General features: G+C 38.9%; 17 protein-coding genes. 13 read left to right on the forward strand and 4 right to left on the reverse strand.

What is annotated here, in order from left to right:
- The first annotated feature begins 1 nt into the window (after nucleotide 1).
- Complete coding sequence (locus LT090_RS02930; protein WP_068544817.1) at nucleotides 2–3,139, forward strand: efflux RND transporter permease subunit; 3,138 nt, start codon at nucleotides 2–4, stop codon at nucleotides 3,137–3,139.
- 12 nt (nucleotides 3,140–3,151) lie between these two features.
- The gene (locus LT090_RS02935) at nucleotides 3,152–3,769 is read left to right on the forward strand and encodes a lipase family alpha/beta hydrolase (RefSeq protein ID WP_068544815.1); all 618 of its coding nucleotides are present in this window, start codon (nucleotides 3,152–3,154) and stop codon (nucleotides 3,767–3,769) included.
- 118 nt (nucleotides 3,770–3,887) lie between these two features.
- Here the strand turns inward: LT090_RS02935 and LT090_RS02940 are convergent, their stop codons facing one another.
- Nucleotides 3,888–5,849 (reverse strand): BCCT family transporter, encoded by a 1,962-nt coding sequence (locus LT090_RS02940; RefSeq protein WP_068544812.1) that lies wholly within the window; start codon nucleotides 5,847–5,849, stop codon nucleotides 3,888–3,890.
- Between the two features lie 447 nt (nucleotides 5,850–6,296).
- Between LT090_RS02940 and LT090_RS17055 the strand changes: the two genes are divergently transcribed.
- From LT090_RS17055 to LT090_RS02965, 6 genes are all read left to right on the forward strand, one after another.
- On the forward strand, nucleotides 6,297–6,464 hold the full coding sequence (locus tag LT090_RS17055; RefSeq protein ID WP_193408716.1) for a hypothetical protein: 168 nt from the start codon (nucleotides 6,297–6,299) through the stop codon (nucleotides 6,462–6,464).
- 50 nt (nucleotides 6,465–6,514) lie between these two features.
- Entirely contained in the window at nucleotides 6,515–6,967 is a 453-nt protein-coding gene (locus LT090_RS02945) for a hypothetical protein (RefSeq protein WP_068544811.1), read from the forward strand.
- Complete coding sequence (locus tag LT090_RS02950) at nucleotides 6,955–7,308, forward strand: penicillin acylase family protein (RefSeq protein ID WP_068544809.1); 354 nt, start codon at nucleotides 6,955–6,957, stop codon at nucleotides 7,306–7,308. The genes LT090_RS02945 and LT090_RS02950 overlap by 13 nt, the downstream gene beginning before the upstream one ends.
- 315 nt (nucleotides 7,309–7,623) lie before the next feature.
- Nucleotides 7,624–7,962: a P-II family nitrogen regulator gene (locus tag LT090_RS02955; protein WP_068544807.1), complete on the forward strand. Its 339-nt coding sequence runs from the start codon at nucleotides 7,624–7,626 to the stop codon at nucleotides 7,960–7,962.
- Nucleotides 7,963–7,971: 9 nt separating this feature from the next.
- Nucleotides 7,972–9,216 carry an ammonium transporter gene (locus LT090_RS02960; protein ID WP_068544805.1) on the forward strand — a complete coding sequence of 415 codons (1,245 nt, stop codon included), beginning with the start codon at nucleotides 7,972–7,974 and terminating at the stop codon, nucleotides 9,214–9,216.
- Between the two features lie 269 nt (nucleotides 9,217–9,485).
- On the forward strand, nucleotides 9,486–13,145 hold the full coding sequence (locus LT090_RS02965; protein ID WP_068544803.1) for a hypothetical protein: 3,660 nt from the start codon (nucleotides 9,486–9,488) through the stop codon (nucleotides 13,143–13,145).
- A 91-nt stretch (nucleotides 13,146–13,236) separates the two neighbouring features.
- On the opposite strand, the gene LT090_RS02970 is transcribed toward LT090_RS02965, so the two are convergent.
- Entirely contained in the window at nucleotides 13,237–14,070 is an 834-nt protein-coding gene (locus LT090_RS02970) for a 2OG-Fe(II) oxygenase family protein (protein WP_068544801.1), read from the reverse strand.
- Between the two features lie 154 nt (nucleotides 14,071–14,224).
- Here LT090_RS02970 and LT090_RS02975 point away from each other — a divergent pair, with 154 nt between their 5' ends.
- Both LT090_RS02975 and LT090_RS02980 read left to right on the forward strand, forming a co-directional pair.
- Nucleotides 14,225–14,530 (forward strand): hypothetical protein, encoded by a 306-nt coding sequence (locus tag LT090_RS02975; protein WP_068544799.1) that lies wholly within the window; start codon nucleotides 14,225–14,227, stop codon nucleotides 14,528–14,530.
- A gap of 45 nt (nucleotides 14,531–14,575) precedes the next feature.
- Entirely contained in the window at nucleotides 14,576–15,043 is a 468-nt protein-coding gene (locus LT090_RS02980; RefSeq protein ID WP_068544797.1) for a TlpA disulfide reductase family protein, read from the forward strand.
- Between the two features lie 111 nt (nucleotides 15,044–15,154).
- Here LT090_RS02980 and putA read toward each other — a convergent pair whose 3' ends face one another.
- Nucleotides 15,155–18,952 carry a bifunctional proline dehydrogenase/L-glutamate gamma-semialdehyde dehydrogenase PutA gene (gene putA, locus LT090_RS02985; protein ID WP_068544795.1) on the reverse strand — a complete coding sequence of 1,266 codons (3,798 nt, stop codon included), beginning with the start codon at nucleotides 18,950–18,952 and terminating at the stop codon, nucleotides 15,155–15,157.
- Between the two features lie 146 nt (nucleotides 18,953–19,098).
- Between putA and LT090_RS02990 the strand changes: the two genes are divergently transcribed.
- Both LT090_RS02990 and LT090_RS02995 read left to right on the forward strand, forming a co-directional pair.
- Entirely contained in the window at nucleotides 19,099–19,563 is a 465-nt protein-coding gene (locus LT090_RS02990) for a winged helix-turn-helix transcriptional regulator (RefSeq protein WP_068544793.1), read from the forward strand.
- Between the two features lie 139 nt (nucleotides 19,564–19,702).
- A complete protein-coding gene (locus LT090_RS02995; RefSeq protein WP_068544791.1) occupies nucleotides 19,703–19,990 on the forward strand; it encodes an Lpp/OprI family alanine-zipper lipoprotein in 288 nt (95 codons plus the stop codon).
- A 96-nt stretch (nucleotides 19,991–20,086) separates the two neighbouring features.
- Here LT090_RS02995 and LT090_RS03000 read toward each other — a convergent pair whose 3' ends face one another.
- On the reverse strand, nucleotides 20,087–20,941 hold the full coding sequence (locus tag LT090_RS03000; RefSeq protein WP_162272303.1) for a L,D-transpeptidase family protein: 855 nt from the start codon (nucleotides 20,939–20,941) through the stop codon (nucleotides 20,087–20,089).
- 368 nt (nucleotides 20,942–21,309) lie between these two features.
- Between LT090_RS03000 and LT090_RS03005 the strand changes: the two genes are divergently transcribed.
- Nucleotides 21,310–22,077 (forward strand): class II aldolase/adducin family protein, encoded by a 768-nt coding sequence (locus tag LT090_RS03005; protein ID WP_068544787.1) that lies wholly within the window; start codon nucleotides 21,310–21,312, stop codon nucleotides 22,075–22,077.
- The last annotated feature ends 36 nt before the right edge of the window (nucleotides 22,078–22,113 follow it).

Consider the following 22,113-nt stretch of genomic DNA (forward strand, 5'->3'; position numbering starts at 1 on the left):
CATGTCAGATATTAAAGAGAATTTAACAGGGTTCATCGCATGGTTTGCGCGAAATAGCGTAGCCGCGAATTTATTAATGGTTTTTATTTTGGTTATGGGGGCGTACTCTTATCAAAATATCACCAAAAAAATGTTACCTGAATTTAGTCCGAATAGCATCTTAGTTAGTGTTACCCATCTTGGTGCATCGCCTGCTGATGTTGAGCAGTCTGTGGTGTTAAAAATTGAAGAAAAGCTTGAAAATATTCAAGGTTTAAAACGTATTACCTCCGAAGCGACCGAAGGTTTTGCAAGCGTTACCATTGAGATTAACTCGGGCTATTCACTAGAAGAAAAACTTACCGAAGTACAAATGCAGATTGATACCATTACTACCTTTCCTGCTCAAATAGAGCGCCCATTAGTAATGAAGCAAGAATTTCAGATGGATGTGCTTTGGGTCTCCGTAAATGGTGATATGGATCGCAAGACTCGCCAAGAATTAGCACAAGATATCAAAGATGAAATTATTGCCTTGCCGGATGTAAATATTGCTGAGGTAGTCGGCCTTAGAGATTACGAAATAGCGGTCGAAGTATCTGAATTACAATTACTAGAGTACGGGTTAAAATTTGATGATATCAGTAAGGCGATTAACAACTCTTCATTAGATTTACCAGCAGGAACAATCAAATCTAAAGGTGGTTATATTCAACTGCGTACCGAAGGACAGGCGTACACAGGAGCTGAATTTGCTAACTTAGTGCTACGCTCTAACGCTGATGGTACGCATTTGCGTTTAGGTGACATAGCAACAGTTAAGGATACCTTTGTTGAAGATGATGGTTATGCTGAGTTTGATGGTAATCAAACCACCAGTATTCGTGTACGTTCTACTAGTAATCAAAACGATTTAGAGATTGCCAAGCAAGTAAAAGAATATGTAGATAAGAAAACTTTAGAGCTGCCTGAAGGCGTGAGTGTCGATGTCTTTGGTGATAGTTCATATTACTTAAGTGAACGGCTAGATATGATGTTTACAAACTTATTGGCAGGTGCTGCATTGGTATTTTTAGTACTGACATTGTTCTTGCGAGTAAGGGTAGCTTTTTGGGTAATGGTTGGTATTCCTATCTGTTTTTTTGGCGCATTTATGATGATGCCATTACTTGGTGATTGGTCAGTTACGGTCAATATGTTGAGCTTATTTGCCTTTATCATGGTGCTCGGTATCGTCGTCGATGATGCCATCGTTATTGGTGAAAGTGTTTACACTGAAGTGCAAAATAAAGGACATAGTGTAGACAATGTTATACGCGGTGCGCATCGTGTTGCTATGCCTGCAACTTTCGGCGTTTTAACAACTATTGCAGCCTTTGTTCCGTTGTTATTTATAGACGCTACTTTTGCCGCGTTCTTCAGAGCAATAGCCTTGGTGGTGGCATTATGTTTAGTCTTTTCAATTATTGAATCTAAGTGGATTTTACCGTCTCATTTATCGCATATGAAGTATACAGAAATTGATCCTGATAATGCCCATATTGTGCATCGAATTCAACTTAGGTTTAAAGCCTGGTTGGATAAAGTCATCAAACATAAATATCAGCCAATGCTAAAAACAGCGATTGCCAACCGATACAGTACAATGGCTATTTTCTTTTCAATGTTAATGGTATCAATAGGGTTGATTGCCGGTTCATTTGTTAAGGTCGAGGTTTTTCCAACGGTACCCAGTGATTTTATTCAGGGGCAAGTTGTTATGGTTGATGGTACGGCACCAACATATCGTAACGAAGCTCTGGAAAAGGTTATGGATTCCGCATATACCATGGCTGAAAAACATAAACACAATGGTGAAAGCTTTATTGAACATACCATGGTATTCACTCAGGGGGATTTAAGGGGCGGCTTCATGATGGAGCTAAATAAAGCCGAAATGCGTGAACTCGATGCATTTGAAATTGAAAAATTATGGCGTGAAGAAGTCGGCGAAATTCCAGGTGTAAGAGAAATTCGTTTGTTTGCCGGTACCAATGCCGGTGGCGGCGCTGCATTAGAGTTCCAATTAAATGGTGTTGATGAACTTGAATTAGAACAAGCAGCATTAGAAGTTCAGCAAAAGCTTGGTGAATACGATGGCGTTTTTGATATTCGTAATTCATTTAGCCGAGGTAGTAATGAAATTAAACTATTCATAAAGCCTGAAGCGGAAGTGCTAGGGCTTACTTTAAGTGATCTAGGTAGACAGGTTCGCCAGGCGTTTTATGGCGACGAGGCGCAGCGCATTCAACGTGGCCGGGACGAAGTTAAAGTGATGGTCCGCTATCCACAAGTAGATCGTCGATCATTATCGGATTTAGAAAATATGTGGATACGCACGCCAAATGGTGAAGAAGTACCTTTTTATCAAGTGGCTGACATAGAAATAGGTTATGGTTTTTCTAAAATTACCCGTATCAACAATAAACGTACGATCAAAGTTGCTGCTGATATCGATAGCTTAAAAGTAGAGTCTCGCAAAATACTTGAAGAGTTTAACACAGATATTATTCCTGAAATCTTAAGCCGTTATCCTACAGTTAAATATGGTATGGAAGGAGCGAGTAAAGAACAACAAGACTTCTTAGCGCAACTTACAGCAGCCGGACTTGTCGCACTATTCCTAATTTATGGTTTAATCGCTATCCCAACTAAATCGTACTCACAACCATTAGTGATAATGTCGGTAATACCGTTTGGTATTATTGGTGCAATATGGGGGCACTGGTTACTTGATAAAACCGTTAACATGATGTCGATGTATGGTTTTATTGCATTGTCTGGAGTGGTCGTAAATGACTCCCTTATATTGGTTGATTTTATCAATAAAGCGAAGGGAACAGGTATGCGCTTAAAAGATATCGTGATTGAATCGGGAATGTTACGATTTAGAGCCATATTATTAACCTCATTGACGACTTTTTTTGGTATCTTACCGATTTATTTTGAAACCAGTTTACAAGCACAGTTTATCATTCCTATGGCGATATCATTAGGTTTTGGAATTGTGTTTGCAACGGTTATTACACTATTTTTAATACCGTCTATGTATTTGATTCGTGAAGATATTGGTGTCTTATTTAGAGGCAAACGACACGACTCTAATTTAACCGTTAAATAGTTTGGAAGGGTTATGAAGATAATTGTTTTACATGGATTGTTTATGCATTCATTGATAATGAGACCAATGGCTAAGCGCTTAACTAAGCTTGGCCATCAAGTTGAAAACTTATCCTATCCAAGTACAAAAACTGATAAACGTCGATTTTTTAATACGTTAGATAAAAAAGTAAAAGATGGACCTGTAATCATGGTCGGCCACTCCTTAGGCGGCTTGGTTTTCAAAGATTACTTAAAATCTCGAATGCTCTCAGTTGAACAAGTGCCTATGGTTATTACCTTAGGAACACCGCATCAAGGCGCACAAATTACTAAAGATATGGCCAAATTCAATTTGCATCATATACTTGGCTCGTCATTGCAGTTTGGCTTATTGCCAAAGAACTTTGAAAAAACTTGGACGCTACCACAAAAGCTTATATCTATTGCTGGCGACCTGAAAATAGGTGCAAAGCCGTTACTAGATAAAGTTTGGCGAGAAAACATCGAAGAGTCCGACGGAACGGTTGCTATCAGTGAAACCAAAATCCCAGGAATGGCAGAACATATTATTGTTCGACAAAACCATACAGGTCTTGTCTATTCCAAGGAAGTTGTTGATATCATAGATAAGTTTGCCAAAGAGTGTTAAAAATTAAAAAAAGCCGCTTGCATGAAGTGACCCCAGAAAGTTGGACACTTTATTAAGCGGCTTTTTTGTATTGAGCTAAGTGCTCTTTTTCAGCACTTAAACTTGAACAGTTATGATTTTACTCTCGTAATAAATGCAAGAAATGCATGTGTTTTTGGTATTGATCAATGACATCATTGATGATCGCTATTTCTGACCAACCCATAATATCGTAATCTTGGCCGCCTTCCATTAAATGTACTTCGGCGCGATAATATGTTTCGTCGATATTACTTTCTTCGTCAGTGGCAAAGTCAGGCTGAGTATGGCGTGTTTTATGGACAGCATAAACAAAGTCTTGTTCACTACCATGATTAACAATGAGCTTCATGCCATTGGTTATTTCTACGATCTCAGCATCAATGCCATTCGAGTCAAACTGCACCTTTAGCTTACTAAATGCTTTACTCACTTTTGATTGTATGTATTTTGTCGCATTTTTCTTATCCGGGGTCGATACTAAGTTATCTAATTTATCGCGCCATTGTTCAGCATCTTGAAAGTAATTTGTAGGCATCGCGCTTACCAATAAACTCTCTTTTTTCGCACTTTCAATTTGCAATGCTCGGACAAAGCCAAAGATGGCAAATAACAACACAATAGAGAACGGTAGAGCGGCAGCAATGGTCATGGTTTGCAATGCACTTAGGCCGCCTGCAAGAGATAAAGCGGCGGCAACTACACCAACACCGATTGCCCAAAACAATCGTTGCCATAGAGGGGTTTTATTTTCTCCGTTGGAGCAGAGCATATCGATAACCATTGCCCCTGAATCACAGGAGGTGACAAAGAACACAATAATCATTACCACTGACAAAATGGTTAATACCGTGGCAAATGGGAATCCTTCAAGGAAGACAAATAGCGCGACTGAACTATTTTCGGAAACCATTTGCGCTAAATTTGAAGACGTTGGCTCGGTCACCATAGAGATAGCGGTATTGCCAAAAATGGTCATCCATAACAAGGTAAACAATGTTGGTACTAACATTACCCCGATAATAAATTCTCGGATTGTTCTTCCCCGTGAAATTCGCGCGATAAATAAACCAACAAATGGCGCCCAAGCTAACCACCAGCCCCAATAGAATATGGTCCAGCCACCAATCCAATCTTTTTTATCATAGGCAAATAGATTAAATGAATTGCGAACGATATCGGATAAATATGCGCCGATATTTTGTAGGTATACTTTGAGTAAAAATACACTTGGCCCAAGAATAAATACTAAGGTTAAAAGTGCAATCGCTAGCATCATATTGGTTTGCGATAAAATTTTAATGCCTTTATCTAAGCCGGTCGCCACCGAAATTGAAGCAAGGGCGGTAATAACGACCATCACAATCACTTGGTTTAGTGTACTGACTTCAATACCTAACAAGTAATTCAAACCGGAATTCACTTGTGTAGCGCCCAAACCGAGTGAGGTAGCAACACCGAAAACAGTGCTCACTACCGCGAAAATGTCAACAAAATGACCAGGCCAGCCATATATTTTATCTCCGATAATAGGATGTAAAGCCGAGCGAAGTGTTAGTGGTAATTTATGTCGGTAACAGAAATATGAAAGGATCAAAGCAACGATTGCATATATCGCCCAAGCATGTAGCCCCCAATGGAAAAAGGTGATCTTCATTGCTTCTTGTGCTGCTTCTAATGTGTGAAGCTCAGCTGTTGGTGGAGATAAGTAATGCATCACCGGCTCGGCGACGCCAAAAAACATTAGTCCTATGCCCATGCCTGCAGCGAACAACATTGATAGCCATGTACCAAAGCTATAATCTGGAACAGCATGATCAGGACCAAGTTTAACCGAGCTGATTTTAGACAAGCTCATATAAAGGGCAAAGGCTAAAATAATTGTAACCGTTAATACGTAAAACCAACTGCCGTTAGTGACAATAGCATTTTGTAAGGCTGAGAAGTTGTTGCTTGCACCAGTAGGACTAAGCACTGTATAGATAATTAGCGCGACAATAAAAAGTGACGATGATATGAACACCGGCTTATTTAGTTTTTCGATGTTCAATTGCATTAACATGCACTCTAATAATTAAGTAGTATAGAGTACAGTTTAGTACATTTATTTAAATTTATATAAAAAACAATTGTTTATATTTGTAATTGAAGCTTAGTCTCACTAAGTTTTAATTTGTCGTTAGCTTGCATTTAATACAAATTAAAACGGAATAACGAAAGATTAACTAAGGGTTGTTTATTATTTGAACATCCCCTATAATGCCGCCTCTTGTGTAGCACTCCTCCTCTCAATGCTGCAAGAATTTAAATTGTCCTATTGCTATGTCTTTCCTCATCTAGTTAGTCACCTTTAGAGTTTTTACTGATTTATTAATTAGCTAAAATGTATCGCTTAGGCATATTCCTAAACGATTTGTCTCACATTAAATCTCATGATTTGAGCTAAAACGATAATGAAGTTGTGTTTTGATCGACAGTTTTGTGTTGATCTATTTATTAGAGTTTTATTATGTCTTACAACTATAACGGTCAACAGATCCGTATTATGCAACCTGTGCATTCAATTTCTGTTAATAAGAACCATGTGGTGATTAAACACGCTTGTGGTTTAAGCGATGTTACTTTTACAAGTTCATCAGATTTCAAAGTATTTTTAAATTGGTTGGATAAGCGTTAAATTCGCGATAACCTATGAATTAATATACAACCCAAGCGGTCACCTAGTTTATGTTTACACTCGACGATTTAGAAAAAATCAATGAACAACTAGCACCGCTTAAAGACCTTGCCGACAGAGAGTTAAAATCAATTTTTGGCCTCACAGGCAAGGTTTACACCCCCCATATTGATAACTTTAACGAAATTGCCATTTGCAAGGCGAAAATATTGTTGGATCTAAAAAACAATGGTGCTCTTGCTTTTACTGACGTTGAAATTATCACTAACGAATTAAACTCCCTTTATAAACGATACAAACATCGACAAGTCGTCAGTTTCAAAGGTGATGATTATGAATGTGTTTGTGCTCCGTTAAAATTAACAAAGTCAGGAAAAACGGTACAAAAATGGGCGAGATATTGGCTTAAAAAAATGCCCGACGAGAGCATTGATGAACAATGGCTAAATGAAGTAAAAGAAATTTGGCCCGAATATTTTGTTATTAGACAGTGGGATATATAGGTGGCTTTGGCTCAGAAGGCATTGCTAATTTGATTGCGATGAGAGGCGGAAATACCGAAGTTGGTTATGTCGAAGGTAACCAAATTACTGATTGGTCTAAGTTGACCGACAAGGGGTATCCAATTTCTTATGGTACAAGTTTTATCTATTCATTAGCATTCACCGAGCAGGGGCCGCAAGCGCAAGCATTTTTAACCTATGGGCAAAAAGAAAATCCAAACAGTGCTGAATATGCTAGCCAAACAAAACGCTTTGCTGAAAAAGATTGGCGAGACATCTACTTTACAAAAGAAGATGTGAAAGCTAATGCCAAAAAGTCGTTTGTACTCACAGGCAATTAACTTATTAGATTGATTTATTGAAGTAGAATTAGAGCAGTCTAATTCTACTTTTTTGTTTAACGGGTGGTTAAATGAAACGATAAAGTACCGTCCATAATTACTAAATTTATTAATACTAATTGCTCTGATTTTTAAAACTTCTCAATTCTTCGAATTCAATAAAGAACGCCCTTTGATAGTGATTCTTGTGCCCTGTTATGGTGCACCTTCATAGTGCAATGCATCTTAGTTGTTATTAAGTTATTGAAAAATATGTAAAAATAAAGTTGGTACGCAACTTGTAACCCTATAAGCAACTAATTAATAGGGGTTAAAATGAAGATAATTAACGCAATAATAAAGCCATTTAAACTTGACGATGTTCGTGAAGCAATTTCAGAAGTGGGTGTTGAAGGTTTAACGGTTTCAGAAGTAAGAGGCTTCGGTCGTCAAAAGGGGCACACGGAATTATATCGTGGTGCAGAATATCAAGTAGATTTCCTACCAAAAGTAAAATTAGAAATCGCAGTTAAATCTGAAGATGCTGAACGCGTGGTTGAAGCCATTTCTAAATCTGCTCACACCGGCAAAATTGGTGACGGTAAGATTTTTGTATATGACTTAGATCAAGTGGTACGTATCCGTACTGGCGAATTAGACGTAGCGGCACTTTAGGAGATTATAATGGAAGAGTTAACATCATTAACAACAACGGTAACTGAGCTACGTTTTGCTCTAGATACCTTTTACTTTTTAATATCGGGTGCACTAGTAATGTGGATGGCAGCCGGTTTTGCAATGTTAGAAGCGGGTTTAGTTCGCTCTAAAAACACAACAGAAATATTAACGAAGAATATCTGTTTGTATTCGATTGCTTGTGTAATGTTCTTACTTGTTGGTTATAACATTATGTATGTAGATAACGATGCTGGCGGTATTATCCCATCTATAGCTGGTTTAATTGGTACCCAAGCTGAAGGCGCAGATCATTCATTAGAATCTGATTTCTTCTTCCAGGTTGTATTTGTAGCAACGGCTATGTCGATTGTTTCAGGTGCGGTAGCTGAGCGTATGAAGCTTTGGTCTTTCCTAGTATTTACTGTAATTCTTACTGGTTTTATTTACCCAATGGAAGGTTACTGGACTTGGGGCGGCGGTTTCTTATCTGAAGCTGGTTTTAGTGACTTCGCTGGTTCTGGTATTGTCCATATGGCCGGTGCAGCAGCTGCATTAGCGGGTGTATTGTTACTAGGTGCTCGTAAAGGTAAATACGGTAAAAACGGTGAAATTTACCCTATCCCAGGTTCTAACATGCCACTTGCTACTTTAGGTACGTTCATCTTATGGATGGGTTGGTTTGGTTTTAACGGTGGTTCTCAGTTATTACTATCGGATGCTGAAAACGCAACAGCAGTTGGTCAAATCTTCTTGAACACTAACGCAGCAGCAGCAGCAGGTGCAGTAGCAGCATTACTTTTAAACAAAGCAATTTGGGGTAAAGCAGATTTAACCATGATCTTAAACGGTGCGTTAGCTGGTCTAGTTGCTATTACCGCTGATCCATTATCACCATCACCATTATTCGCTTCATTAGTGGGCGCTTTAGGTGGCATCTTAGTAGTGTTCTCTATTACTACTTTAGATAAACTTAAGATTGATGATCCTGTAGGTGCGATTTCAGTTCACGGTGTTGTAGGTTTCTACGCGTTAATGGCTGTTCCATTTAGCAATGGTGATGCGACGTTTGGTGCTCAACTTTACGGTGCTTTCGTAATCTTTGCTTGGGTATTCCTTGCAAGTATGGCTGTATGGTATGTACTTAAATTAACTATGGGCATTCGCGTAAGTGATGAAGATGAATACAACGGTGTTGATAAGTCAGACTGTGGTATCGAAGCATACCCAGAGTTCGTATCTCTTAAAAGCTAATCTAAGTATTCAATAAATTTTAGTTAAGTAATAAAGTAAAAAGGAGCCGCATGGCTCCTTTTTTATTGTCAGAATTTTGCTAATCAATATATTCTTAGTCTTAGTCTTTGTTGTTCCCTGTATCTTTGTGATTTTATTGGATTTAGTGGTAAAAGTTTCGTTTGTTTATTAATTCCACAAAAAAAATGTGGGCGAAATAAAGTTTTAACTCGTGTAAATAGTATTTCTATAAACCTAATTAATAATAATTAATGTTGTAGGGGTAATATATGCAGTTCAACCTAGCTCTTAGTTTATTGATCACTTCGATCTCCTTTTCTAGTCCAGCCTTTGCCGAAGAAGTCGACAGCGATAATGATGGTGTTATTGATAGCCTCGATGTAGATATAGATGGCGATGGCCTAATCGAAATCAGCACTCTAGCTGAATTTGATAATATCCGTAATAACTTAACTGGCAGTGCTTATAACGACGGTAGCGGTGATAATAGTAACGGCTGTGGTAATAACGAAGACGTCATAGCGTGTTTCGGCTATGAGCTTACCAACGATTTAGATTTTGATGAAAATGGTAACGGTGATCTTGAAGATGACAGTTACTATAATGACGGCGCAGGGTTTACCCCATTGACCGAGCGCGGCCCTTCTTATTTTAGCGCTACCTTAGATGGTAATGGTCATAATATTTCTAATTTAGTAATTAATATGGACTCGGATGATGTTGGTCTATTTAGGCAAATAAGAGGTGCAACGTTTAAAAACTTGAACATTGTAAATGCGTTTGTTGTCGGTAAGTCAAACTCAGGTATTTTAGCGGCGCGCGATACTTATTCTGAGATTAACACGTTTGATAACCTCAACATTAGTGGCAGATTAGTTGGCGATAATTATCTTGGTGCGATAGCCGGGCGAATTTCTGCTTCAGCAACAGTTAATGAAGTTAACGTTAACGTAGATATTAGCCCTACTGTTGCGACTTACGATCATGTTGGCGGCTTTTTTGCCTATAGCGGTAATATTGTCACTATTACGCAATCAACGTTTAGCGGTGAGTTAACAGGTGACGCATACGTGGCTGGTTTTATTGCTGTATCAGATGAAACCTACATATACGATAGTTATGCTAATGTTGATATTGTTGCAACAGATGATTATATCGGCGGCCTAATAGGCGATGCACAAGATGATGTAATTATTGAACGAGCTTTTGTTACCGGGTCTATTTCTGGTGATCGAAATGTTGGTGGTATTATTGGTGAAGTAAGCCAACCTTCAAGTTTTAGTGATGTCATAGTAACGGCAAGCGTAAGCTCTGGTAATTATGATGGTGCTAGTGGCGGTCATATTGGCGGCATAGCAGGACAGTTATGGTCAGATTTAACGCTAACCAATGCTATTGTTACAGGTCCACTTGTTAGCGCCATCGCTGATGATGAAACCTTAGGTGGCCTAGCAGGTTATAGTTACAGCAAAACGTTAATAACAACGGCGGCCTATTGGGATGTTGAAAAAACCAATGTTGCGAGTAATTTAAACGATACTGGCCAAGGCTATTATAGCGCTGACCTGCAGTGTCCAACTGCAAATGATGATACTAATTGTATTGCTGATATTTATGCTAATTGGTCTTCTGACAATTGGGACTTTGGTCAAAATGATCAATACCCAGCCCTCATCATTAATTCAAACTTATATCGGGACGCTGATGCTGATGGTTATTACGCATTTGAAGATGCATTTGATAACGATGCCTCGGAGTATTTAGATTCTGATAACGATGGTGTTGGTGACAACACCGACGCATTCCCTGAAGATGAATTCGAAACTGTCGATACCGATAGTGATGGCTTAGGTAACAATGCTGATCTTGATGATGATAATGATGGTCTAACTGACGAGCAAGAGCTGATGTACGGACTTGACCCTTTAAATGTAGCAGATGCGTTTTTAGATGCTGATGCAGATGGCATCATGAATCTTGATGAAATACACCAGGGCACAGATATTAACTCAGCCGATGACTATAATATCGTTTTTGATCCAAACTTTAGTGGCGGTGTGCCAACAACCCATAACTTTACTGATGGCAGCGATGATGATTATGAGTTTGGATATTTATACCAAGATGGTAATCAATTTTTGGTCGGTGGTTATTATTATGACGAACCTTATGACGATGACTATATTGCCGTGGCAAGGTTTAATAGCGATGCCAGTTTCGACGAAGCATTTGCCACAAATGGCGTTTATTACGGCAACAGCGACGATATCGGCAGTTACGTTTATAACATAACCGAATTAAACAATGGCAGTTACTTAATGAGCCTGAGTTACGGAACTAATGGTGCTGCGGTAGTCGCGATTAAAAAAGATGGAACCCTAGATACCAGTGCTTTTTCTGAGCGCAGTAATACAAGTATTTATAAAAGTCTTGGTAATAGAAGTATTGCGCCAGTAGCTTATCAAACAAAAAATGGTGATTTGTATATTTCATCGTCGTATAGAGGAAGTGCCAATAGTCGAGGCTATATAGAAAAAGCAAGTGCTAGCGGTGTTCGCGATACCAGCTTTGCCGACGGTGCTGGAAAATACGAATTTAATTTTAAAGGAAACTTTAATGTAGAAACAGGCGTAAATATATTTGAGCAAAGCAGCGGAAATATAATGTTTGTTACTCGAGCAGGTAATACTCGATATATGTTAGAGCTCACCCCAGATGGCATTTTAAATACTGATTTTGCAGTCGAAGGTGTGTTGAATTTAGGCTCAGCAAAACAAGTTATTCAATTAACCGATGGGCGTTATGCTGTGCTTTATAGTGGTAAAGTTAATGATGTAAATGGTTTGCACGTTACAATTTATAGCGAAACTGGCGAGTTAGATGTTGAGTTTGGCGAACAAGGGTATTTTACCTTTGCAAGTGGCGAGCTAAGTATTAATGGGTTAAACCTATTTGCGCAAGACAATGGCACTTTCTTAATCGCGTCAACCTTCTCTAAATCCGGTAATAACGGCTTACAGTTAGTGCAAGTCACCAGCTTAGGTGAGCTAGATACGCAGTATAATGATGTTGGCTTTGTTCGCAGTTTCTATAACGGCGACTCTGATTTCAAACAAGCCGTAAAGTTAGATAATCACAACGTCGTATTTGCTGGCGACGATGATAGCCAAGATGTGCCGTTAGCCTCAGTAATTATTATGACTAACGATTATGATGCTGATTTAGATGGTTATCCTGATAGCATTGATACATTCCCTAATGATGCAACTGAAAACGCTGATACTGATAACGATGGCACAGGCGATAACGCTGATGCTTTCCCATCAGATCCGACTGAAACAATGGACTCTGATAATGATGGCGTTGGTGATAATACCGATGCATTTCCTAATGATGGCGATGAAACACTCGATACTGACGGCGACGGAATTGGTAATAATGCTGATACCGATGACGATGGTGACGGCGTTAATGACAATGAAGACCCAAATCCGTTAACTCCAGGTGATGTTCTCAATACGGCTCCACAAATATTGGTAGCTGAGTACCAATCATCTTATGACAGTGGTGCAGTTATAACGCTAACGGCAATTGGTACAGATGCACAAACTTCGCAGTTAAGTTATCAATGGCAGCAGGTGTCTGGTCTAAGTCTTGATTTTGATTCGCTAACGGTAAGTGAAATAAGTATAACGTTGCCGGAAGTCGATGAAGATACTGTTATTGAGTTATTGGTGACTGTATCTGATGGCGAGCTTAGCGCAGAGCAAAAAATCAGCTTTACCGTTCTCGCTCAGCAACAAGAAGAGTCAGATGAAGCTGAGCAGGTTGAGTCAGATTCAAGTAGCTCAGGTGGTAGCATGTCATGGCTATTAGTTTGTGTGCTTGTTCTGTTTCGCAGTAAAGGTTTAATTAGTATTAAGCAGTAAAGGCACATTCGTTTTAGTCTTTAATACAAAAGGAGCCAATGGCTCCTTTTGTGTTTTTGTAATAAGAGATTACTCAGGAGTATTAATGGCTTTAAATTACGCCTAACTCACGTAAACGTTCCATTAAGTAACTGTGCTGAGTATGGCGCTCTGATAACACCACTTCACTTCTAGGGTGTAAAAATAGTGGCAGTGATATTCTCGATTTACTCGCATCAGTGCCTTCAGGGTTGATCACTCTATGACTCGTCGACGGAAAATATCCACCCGATGCTTCTTGCAGCATATCGCCAATATTAATAATTAGGTTGCCAAAATCTGACGGCACATCCATCCAACTGCCATCTTTGTTTTGTACTTGTAAACCAGGCTCATTCGCTGCCGGCAAAATGGTAAGTAAGTTGATATCTTCATGCGCAGCAGCACGAATTGCACCAAGCTCCTCATCGCCAGCTAACGGCGGGTAGTGCAATACTCTGAGCAAGGTATTAGGGGTATTTTTAATCATATTTGATAGTGGCTCAGAATACAGCTTTGCTACTTCCACAGGACTATATTTTTCAACCCAATCAAGTAACTCTCCGGCTAATTCTGAGGCAAGATTATAATAGTCTAGAATTTCTTGTTTTAACGACTCTGGTATACGGCCCCATGGATAGACATGGTAATATTCTTTAATGTCTTTTTGTTTATGGCCTTTTGCCGTTTCAGATATTTCACTACTGAAAAAACCATCTTGCTTTTGCGGATCAAAAGCAAAATTGTGTTTCTCTTCAGACATAAAGAATTGGTACCAATTACGATATATCGATTCAACCACTTCTTGTTTAATTGGGTGGTTAATCAAAACACCAAACCCAGTTTGATGTAACGACTCCACAAACTGTTGTCCGGCGTTCTCAGCTTTATAATCAACAACTTGCATACATTTTTCCTAGTTTTTTTGAATCAATATCAATCAGTGTAGCAAATATAATATTTTCAACGTATTTAATTGCAGCACTTCTTTAATACAATCACTAATACTGCTATGTTATTAATAAGATTGATTCTAAATTTTACAATTCATGGGAAGTATAATGAAAATAATAACTGGCACCATATTCTCAACGGTATTGTTGGCGCAAACAGGTTGTGCGTATTTCTCCGAAGATCCTTGTGAGGAAATTCAATTTACCGCCGATCAACAGCACCAATGTACGCAGTTACAACGTGAAATTGTTAGGGCAAAAGACTCGCCGATTATTCGCACTGAATTAGAGCGCAGATTTGAACAAGATTGTACAAATATTCGTTATTATCGTGATGATAAAACAGATGACCGTTGTATCCATAAAGATGCTGAAATAATTGCCACAGAAGAGAAGCAACCGAGTGACTCTTAATGTGGGAATGCTTATATAGAAATAAAAAATAAAAATGGAATTAGTATGAAAGTAGTAAAGCTAATTGTTACCTTGGTATTAATGGGTTTAAGTTTAAACAGTTATGCCTTGAGTGAACCACAAAAGCAGTTAAAATCAATGCTAGCTGAGTACAAAGGGCAGGTAATTTATCTAGATTTTTGGGCATCTTGGTGCGTTCCATGTCGTAAATCTTTTCCTTGGATGAATGAAATGCAAGAGAAGTACGATAAACAAGGCTTTAAAGTGATCACCATTAATTTGGATGTGAACAAGAAAGACGCTATCGAATTTCTAGAGGAAAACTCTGCTAATTTTACCGTTATTTACGATCCAAAAGGTAGTATTGCCAAAGAGTTTAAATTAAAAGGAATGCCAAATAGTTTTATGATTGGCAGAGATGGTAAACCCAAATCAGCTCATGTTGGATTTTTTGATGATAAAAAGCCTGAATATGAAGAAGAAATCAAATCGTTGCTAAAGCTCCCTAATTAACTATTTTATATCGCTATAAATACCTGAAAAGCAAACACATAAAAGCCGCATTAAATCAATAATGCGGCTTTTTAATTGAAACTATTTAGCAACTATCTATAGGGATTTCTACTAAGCTGGCACTTCCATCGTCATTAGAGATGCGTTACCTCCGGCGGCCGTCGTATCAATAGAAATAGTTTTCTCAGTAACTAGACGATCCATTAATTTTTTATATGACTGCGCTGTAATAACTGGCAATATTGCACCGCTTCGAGCAGCAAGTGTTTGAGCAACTAATTGTTTTAAACGACTGGCACTATCAACAACAGCACCACTAAGATGTGGATGCTCAAGTACTGAAGGCAAATGACCTATAGATACTGCTTGGAAAATGCCGGCAACTAAACCGATTTCCGCAAGCACCTTTTCACAAGCTTGCGCTTCTCCTAAGAATGAGTCACTTACTAAGGCAATTACATTGTTACCTGTGGCAAGCGCTGTAACAACAGAAATCAGCCAAAACTCAAAGCTAGTATCTTGATCACCTAAAACGGCTACAGTACCGCGAGATTCTAAGTAAAGTTTATTAGACTCACCTGTTGGGCCTGGCAATTCAATAGGGGTCGCCAATTCTTTTTCAATAAGAGAAAGTTGACTGCGCGCCTGTACTAATGTTTGTTCAAGACTTTCTTGCTGAGAAACAAACAACTTATGCGAGGCAATTTGTGCCAATAACTGGCGAGCAATTGACACACGTACAGTTAAGTCTGTGTCACGCCACTTGCGCTCGTCATTCTTTGCTGTTTGTAATTTTGCGCCAATCTTCCATGAAGTATTAACGTTTTGCTCAAAATCACTTAATAGCGAAGTTTTTTCTTGCTCTGTTAAGATGTTTTCTTCAGATAACATCGGTTCTTTAACCAGCTGAGTTAAGTACATAGGCCCGCCTGCTTTTGGCCCAGTACCAGATAAACCACGGCCACCAAATGGCTGCACACCAACAACAGCGCCAATCATATTACGGTTAACATATACGTTACCGGCACGAGAACGTTGAGCCAAGTATTTGCTCTTTTCTTCGATACGAGTATGTATACCCATAGTTAAACCAAAACCTGTACCATTGATTTGATCAATAACGTTATCTATATCGCGACCTTTAAAACGGATAATGTGGACGCATGGACCAAATACTTCTTTGGTTAATACTGATAAGTCAGCAATTTCATATAAACGAGGTTCAAAGAAGTGATGACCAACATCACCCATATCAGGTCCTTTACATTGGTAATGCAAAGTCGCTTTATCCTTTAAATATTCAACGTGCTCAGTTAATGCTTGATGCGCTTTGCTGTCGATAACAGGGCCTACATCGGTGCTAAAGAATTCAGGGTTACCTACGTGTAACTCTTCTAAGGCACCTTTGATCATCTCGATTACTTTATCGGCAATGTCTTCTTGTAAAAACAATACGCGAAGCGCTGAACAGCGTTGACCAGCACTTTGGAATCCTGAACTGATCACGTCATCAACTACTTGCTCTGGTAGAGCAGTTGAGTCAACAATCATACAGTTTTGACCACCAGTTTCTGCAATTAGAGGAACCGGATCGCCTGTACGCTCAGCAAGTTTTTGTGAAATCCAAGTTCCTGTCTCAGTTGAACCGGTAAACATTACTGCTTGTACTCGTTCGTCTGGCACTATGTTGGCACCAACTTTACTACCACGAGCAATAACTGGAACGACTACACCTTCAGGCATGCCACATTCGTGCATTAATTCAATGGTACGTAGTGCAATTAAACTGGTTTGCTCTGCTGGCTTAGCGACAACAGTATTACCTGTTACGATCGCCGCGGCTACTTGTCCTAAGAAAATAGCTAGTGGGAAGTTCCAAGGACTAATACAAAGCACAACGCCACGCGATTGTAAGTCTGATTCGGTCATTAATTCTTTTGCTCGAGCGGCATAATAGCGACAAAAATCAACGGCTTCACGCACTTCACTTACGCCATCAACTGCTACTTTTCCTGCTTCTTTTATACAAAGAGCGATCAATTCATCACGATTAGCTTCTAAAGCATCGGCAGTTTTTAATAATAAATCGGCGCGCTCATTCACTGATGTTGCAGACCAATCAGCAAATGCACTTTGTGTACTCGCAAGTATGTCCTGCATTTGCGCTTCGTCAGCGTGTTGGATGTAACCAATAATCTCATTATGATTTGCAGGGTTGGTCACTGGCTGCGAATTTTCTGGTTGTTCAGAGGTTACAGCTTTAGCAAACCAATTGTCTAAATTAGCACGCATTTCTGTTACTTGGTCAACGTCGGTTAAATCAATCCCTTTCGAGTTTGCTCGTTCATCGCCATAAATGGCAATTGATTGAGGGATCATTGGATTATATTTATTTACCCAACTTTGAACTTCTTCAACAGGATCAATCAATAAAGATTCAACCGGAATATTTTCGTCAACAATATTATTCACAAATGAACTGTTAGCGCCATTTTCTAATAGACGACGAACCAAGTACGCTAATAAATCTGAGTGTTCACCAACAGGCGCATATACACGACAAGGAACACGTTCACCGGTAACTACTTGGTCGTATAAAGACTCGCCCATACCGTGCAAACGTTGGAATTCGAACCCTTCATATTGATCGGTCATTTCTAAAATGGTCGCAACGGTATAAGCGTTATGTGTGGCGAATTGAGGATAGATACTATCGCGGTAGCTTAATAAACGTTTTGCACAGGCGTGATAAGATACATCTGTCGCAGGTTTACGAGAAAATACTGGGAAGTCTTCATAGCCTTCAACTTGACTGATTTTAATTTCAGCATCCCAATAAGCACCTTTTACCAAGCGCACCATCATCTGACGTTTTGCTTTTATTGTTTGTTCTCGTACCCATTCAACGACATATAATGCACGTTTTTGATAGGCTTGCAGGGCAATACCAAAGCCATCCCAGCCGTCTAAATCTTTGTCTAAGAAAACTGCGCCGATAACATCTAACGAAATATCTAAACGATCGGCTTCTTCAGCATCAACGGTGAAGCCAATATTGTATGCTTTCGCACGCAGAGCTAAATCTTTTAAGCGCGGGATCAATTCTTCAATTACGCGCTCGCGATGAGAAAATTCATAACGGGGATGAATAGCTGAAAGCTTTATTGAAATGCCGGGGCTTTTTTGTGGACCTTTACCATCGGCCGCTTTACCAATCACTTCGATAGCGTTGACATAACTATCGAAATAACGATCAGCATCTTTCATTGTTCGAGCGCCTTCTCCCAACATATCGTATGAATAGGTATAGCCTTTTGCTTCAGTTTTTATTGCTCGCTCAACCGCGCCGTCGATAGTGCGGCCCATGACAAATTGTGTCCCCATTATTTGCATAGCATAACGAACTGCTTTGCGAATTACAGGCTCACCCAAGCGGCCAATCGTTTTCTTTAATAAACCAAATTGCTGCTTCTTATTTTCGTCTGAATAGTTGACTAACTTACCGGTAAATAAAAGCCCCCAAGACGAAGCGTTAACGAAAATAGAGTCAGAATTACCAATGTGTGAACTCCAGTCACCATTTGCCAATTTATCACGAATTAAACTATCGGCTGTAGCCTTGTCAGGAACACGCAGCAAAGCTTCAGCTAGGCACATTAGAACTACACCTTCCTCGGTAGAAAGTGCAAACTCATTAAGCAATGCATCAACACCGCCTTTACCTACTTGGTCTTTACGAATTTGTACAACAAGTTGACGCGCTCGTTCCCATGCTCGAGAACGGGCGTTGGCGCCAATTTCTGCTAAAGGTAATAAATTATTTAATACGTCATTCTCGTTGGCACGATAGTGATCACGAATTTGTTGACGGATCGGATCATCGGTAATTAAGTTTCCGTTAAAAAGCATAGTAATAACCTGTTTAAATAATATTTAATAATGCCGTGGATTTTAATTAAATAACCACAGAATGTGCTGATGAATTTCGGAATAATTCAGTGTAATATTGTGTAAATGTAAATTTAAACCCTATAAAATGCTATAAGAGTTACAAAATGAAAACACTTGACCGTATAGATTTAACTATTTTAGACACCTTGCAACGTCATGGTCGCATTTCTAATGTAGAACTGGCTAAACAAGTAAATCTTAGTCCAAGTCCGTGCCTTGATCGAGTCAAAAGGCTAGAAACTCAAGGATACATCAAACGATACGGTGCTGTGTTAGATGCAGAGTTGCTTAATTATTCAATGTCAGCCTTCATACAGGTGACCTTAGATAGAACCACTGCCGATGTTTTTAATGACTTTCGGGATGAAGTAGTCAATATAAAAGAAGTGTCTGAATGCCATATGGTTGCTGGCGGATTCGATTATTTAATAAAACTCAGAGTCTCAGACATGGCCAATTATCGCGATGTTTTAGGGATGATTGTTGAGTTGCCCGGCGTATCACAAACTCATACCTATATGGTTATTGAAAATGTTAAGGAAGATTTAGGCGTACCTATAATTGATTAAAAACTCGTATAAGGTCTATTAGAGTAGCTTTAAGTATTTAAATTTTAACAATAAAAAGTGCATTTTAAAGTAAATATGTCATACTGAGATTGGAAGGGGATACCCTTGCAGGTAATTTAAGGTATATGGGAGTACTAAGATGAATAAAAAATTAATAACTTTAGCTGGTGCAGTGTTAGCGTTAGGTCTAACTGGTTGTGCAAATAACGACGAGATGAAGCAGAATGTTGCTGATTTGAATACAAAGATAGATAATCTTACTAATCAAGTAAGCGCATTGTCCGCTGATGTTTCAGATTTAAAAGCATCTCAAGCAGAAACGGCTGCTGAAGCACAAGCTGCAAAAGAAATGGCAGCAGAAGCTGCAGCTGAAGCTGCTAAAGCAAATGAACGTGTTGATAACGTTGTGAGCTCATACAAAAAATAAATATTAATAATATTTTTACCTTGTAAATACAAGGTCAATAAAAACCGGAATTATGATTCCGGTTTTTTATGTCTAATCGAAAGAGCCGTTAGTTTTCTAATCAAGCTTAGTGGGTAAACCTTTAGGATCGTTGATGATTTTTTTTAACTGTTCTAACGCATTCTCATCACCATTAACAAAGTTTTCGACACTTTTTGCCAGAGGCAATAAAGCTGGCACTGATCCATCATTGTTCGTCAATGGTGAATGCACTTCGACAACTCGAGTATCGGGTGATTGATAAGTCATTTTTATCGGGTCGTTGATAATTTTAACTTTAGTACCGGGGGCGGACTGTTTAAACAACCACTCAATGTCTTCTGGGTTCATTCTGATACAACCAGAGCTTGCTCGCATACCAATACCAAAACGTTGGTTGGTACCATGAATTAAGTAGGCACTTTGGCCAATTCGCATCGCGTAGTCACCTAACGGGTTATTTGGCCCTGCTTCAATCATTCTTGGCATTTCTTTGCCGTGTTCAGCTAAATATTCAGCACGTTTATCTGCGGTAGGAAACCAATTAGGGTTGGTACGTTTTTCAGTTATTTTGCTGACCAGTGTCGGCGTCATATCTCCAATCTTACCGATACCCACAGGGAATACATTAACCGTCTGCTTTTCCTGATTGAAATAATAAAGTCGTAATTCAGATAAATTAATGACGATGCCATTATGATCACCGTAAGGCAAAATGAGTTGCGTAGGAATGGTAATAATAGTACCGGGCTCTGGCCTTAAAGGGTCTATCCCAGGGTTTGCTTCTATTAATGCCAAAAAACCTACATTATATTGTTGTGATAATGCTTGAAAGTAATCGCCTTTGACCGCAGTGTGATAGGTGATCTCGCCGACTAAACGTGACTGACCTTGTGGCAACGAATATTCAATCGCAAAAACTGGTTTTGTCATTAAACAAATACAAGTAATACTGATAATATAAACCACAATCTTATTGAACATAGCGACTACAAACCATTTAAATTACGGAGTTGGATAACCTAGCTTAAAGACTAAACTATATTATCGATTAAGGTTAAGTTTACTGCTAGGCAAGTCACAATGCCAGTCATTATCTTCTATGTTATAAGGAAAATGTTGCTAAGTGGCTGTTTAATAATCACAAAATATAGTTATAGTGGTTATAGTGTAAATGTTTTGTGGGCAATGTGATGAAGCAATCATCGGTTTGGATTCGTATCTTCAACAAAGGATCGATGTAAAAAATCTTCATCAATCTAAGATATTGATTAATTTATAGTTAAAAAGAAAGGCTAAATGTGTACGATTTAATTGAACGTAATTTGAAAAATAAAGTATCGGCAACCGAATGGCAAGCTCGTTTAGATCTTGCCGCGTGTTATCGCTTGGTTGAGCATATGGGCTGGGGCGATTTAATTTACACTCATATATCATCACGTATCCCAGAAACCGAACACTTTTTAATTAATGCTTTTGGGGTTGCATTTGATGAAGTAACGGCATCGAATTTAGTTAAAATTGATATCGACGGTAATGTATTAGATGGCGGCGAATTCGAAATTAATCCAGCGGGTTTCACAATTCACAGTGCGATTCATCAGATTCGTCATGATGCCGGTTGTGTTATTCATTTGCATACGCCAGCGACCATTACTGTTGCAAGTCAGCAACAAGGGCTCTTACCATTAAGTCAGTATTCAATGTTTTCGATGGCATCTCTAAGCTATCACGATTATGAAGGCTTGGCTGTTAACCCTGATGAAAAATTAAGACTGCAGCAAAATCTTGGTGCCAACAATCATTTATTGTTACGCAATCATGGTGGTTTAACCCTAGGTCAGACGGTTGGTGATGCATTTATGCGATTTTACGATTTAAATCGAGCCTGTGAAATCCAATTAATGATGCAATCAAGTGGCGAGCAAATAACAACTATTCCCCAAAGCATAATTGATAATATTTATAAGCAAGCCAACATAGTACATAGTGGTGAAACTGGCGGTCAGAAAGCATGGCCGGCGATGATGCGTAAAGCATATCGATTAGATCCTTCATTCGCCAAATAGTTAGTGCTTTTGAATTAAACTAAAACCAAATAAAGC

It is taken from the genome of Thalassotalea crassostreae (assembly GCF_001831495.1).
GTDB classification, from domain to species: Bacteria; Pseudomonadota; Gammaproteobacteria; order Enterobacterales; family Alteromonadaceae; genus Thalassotalea_A; species Thalassotalea_A crassostreae.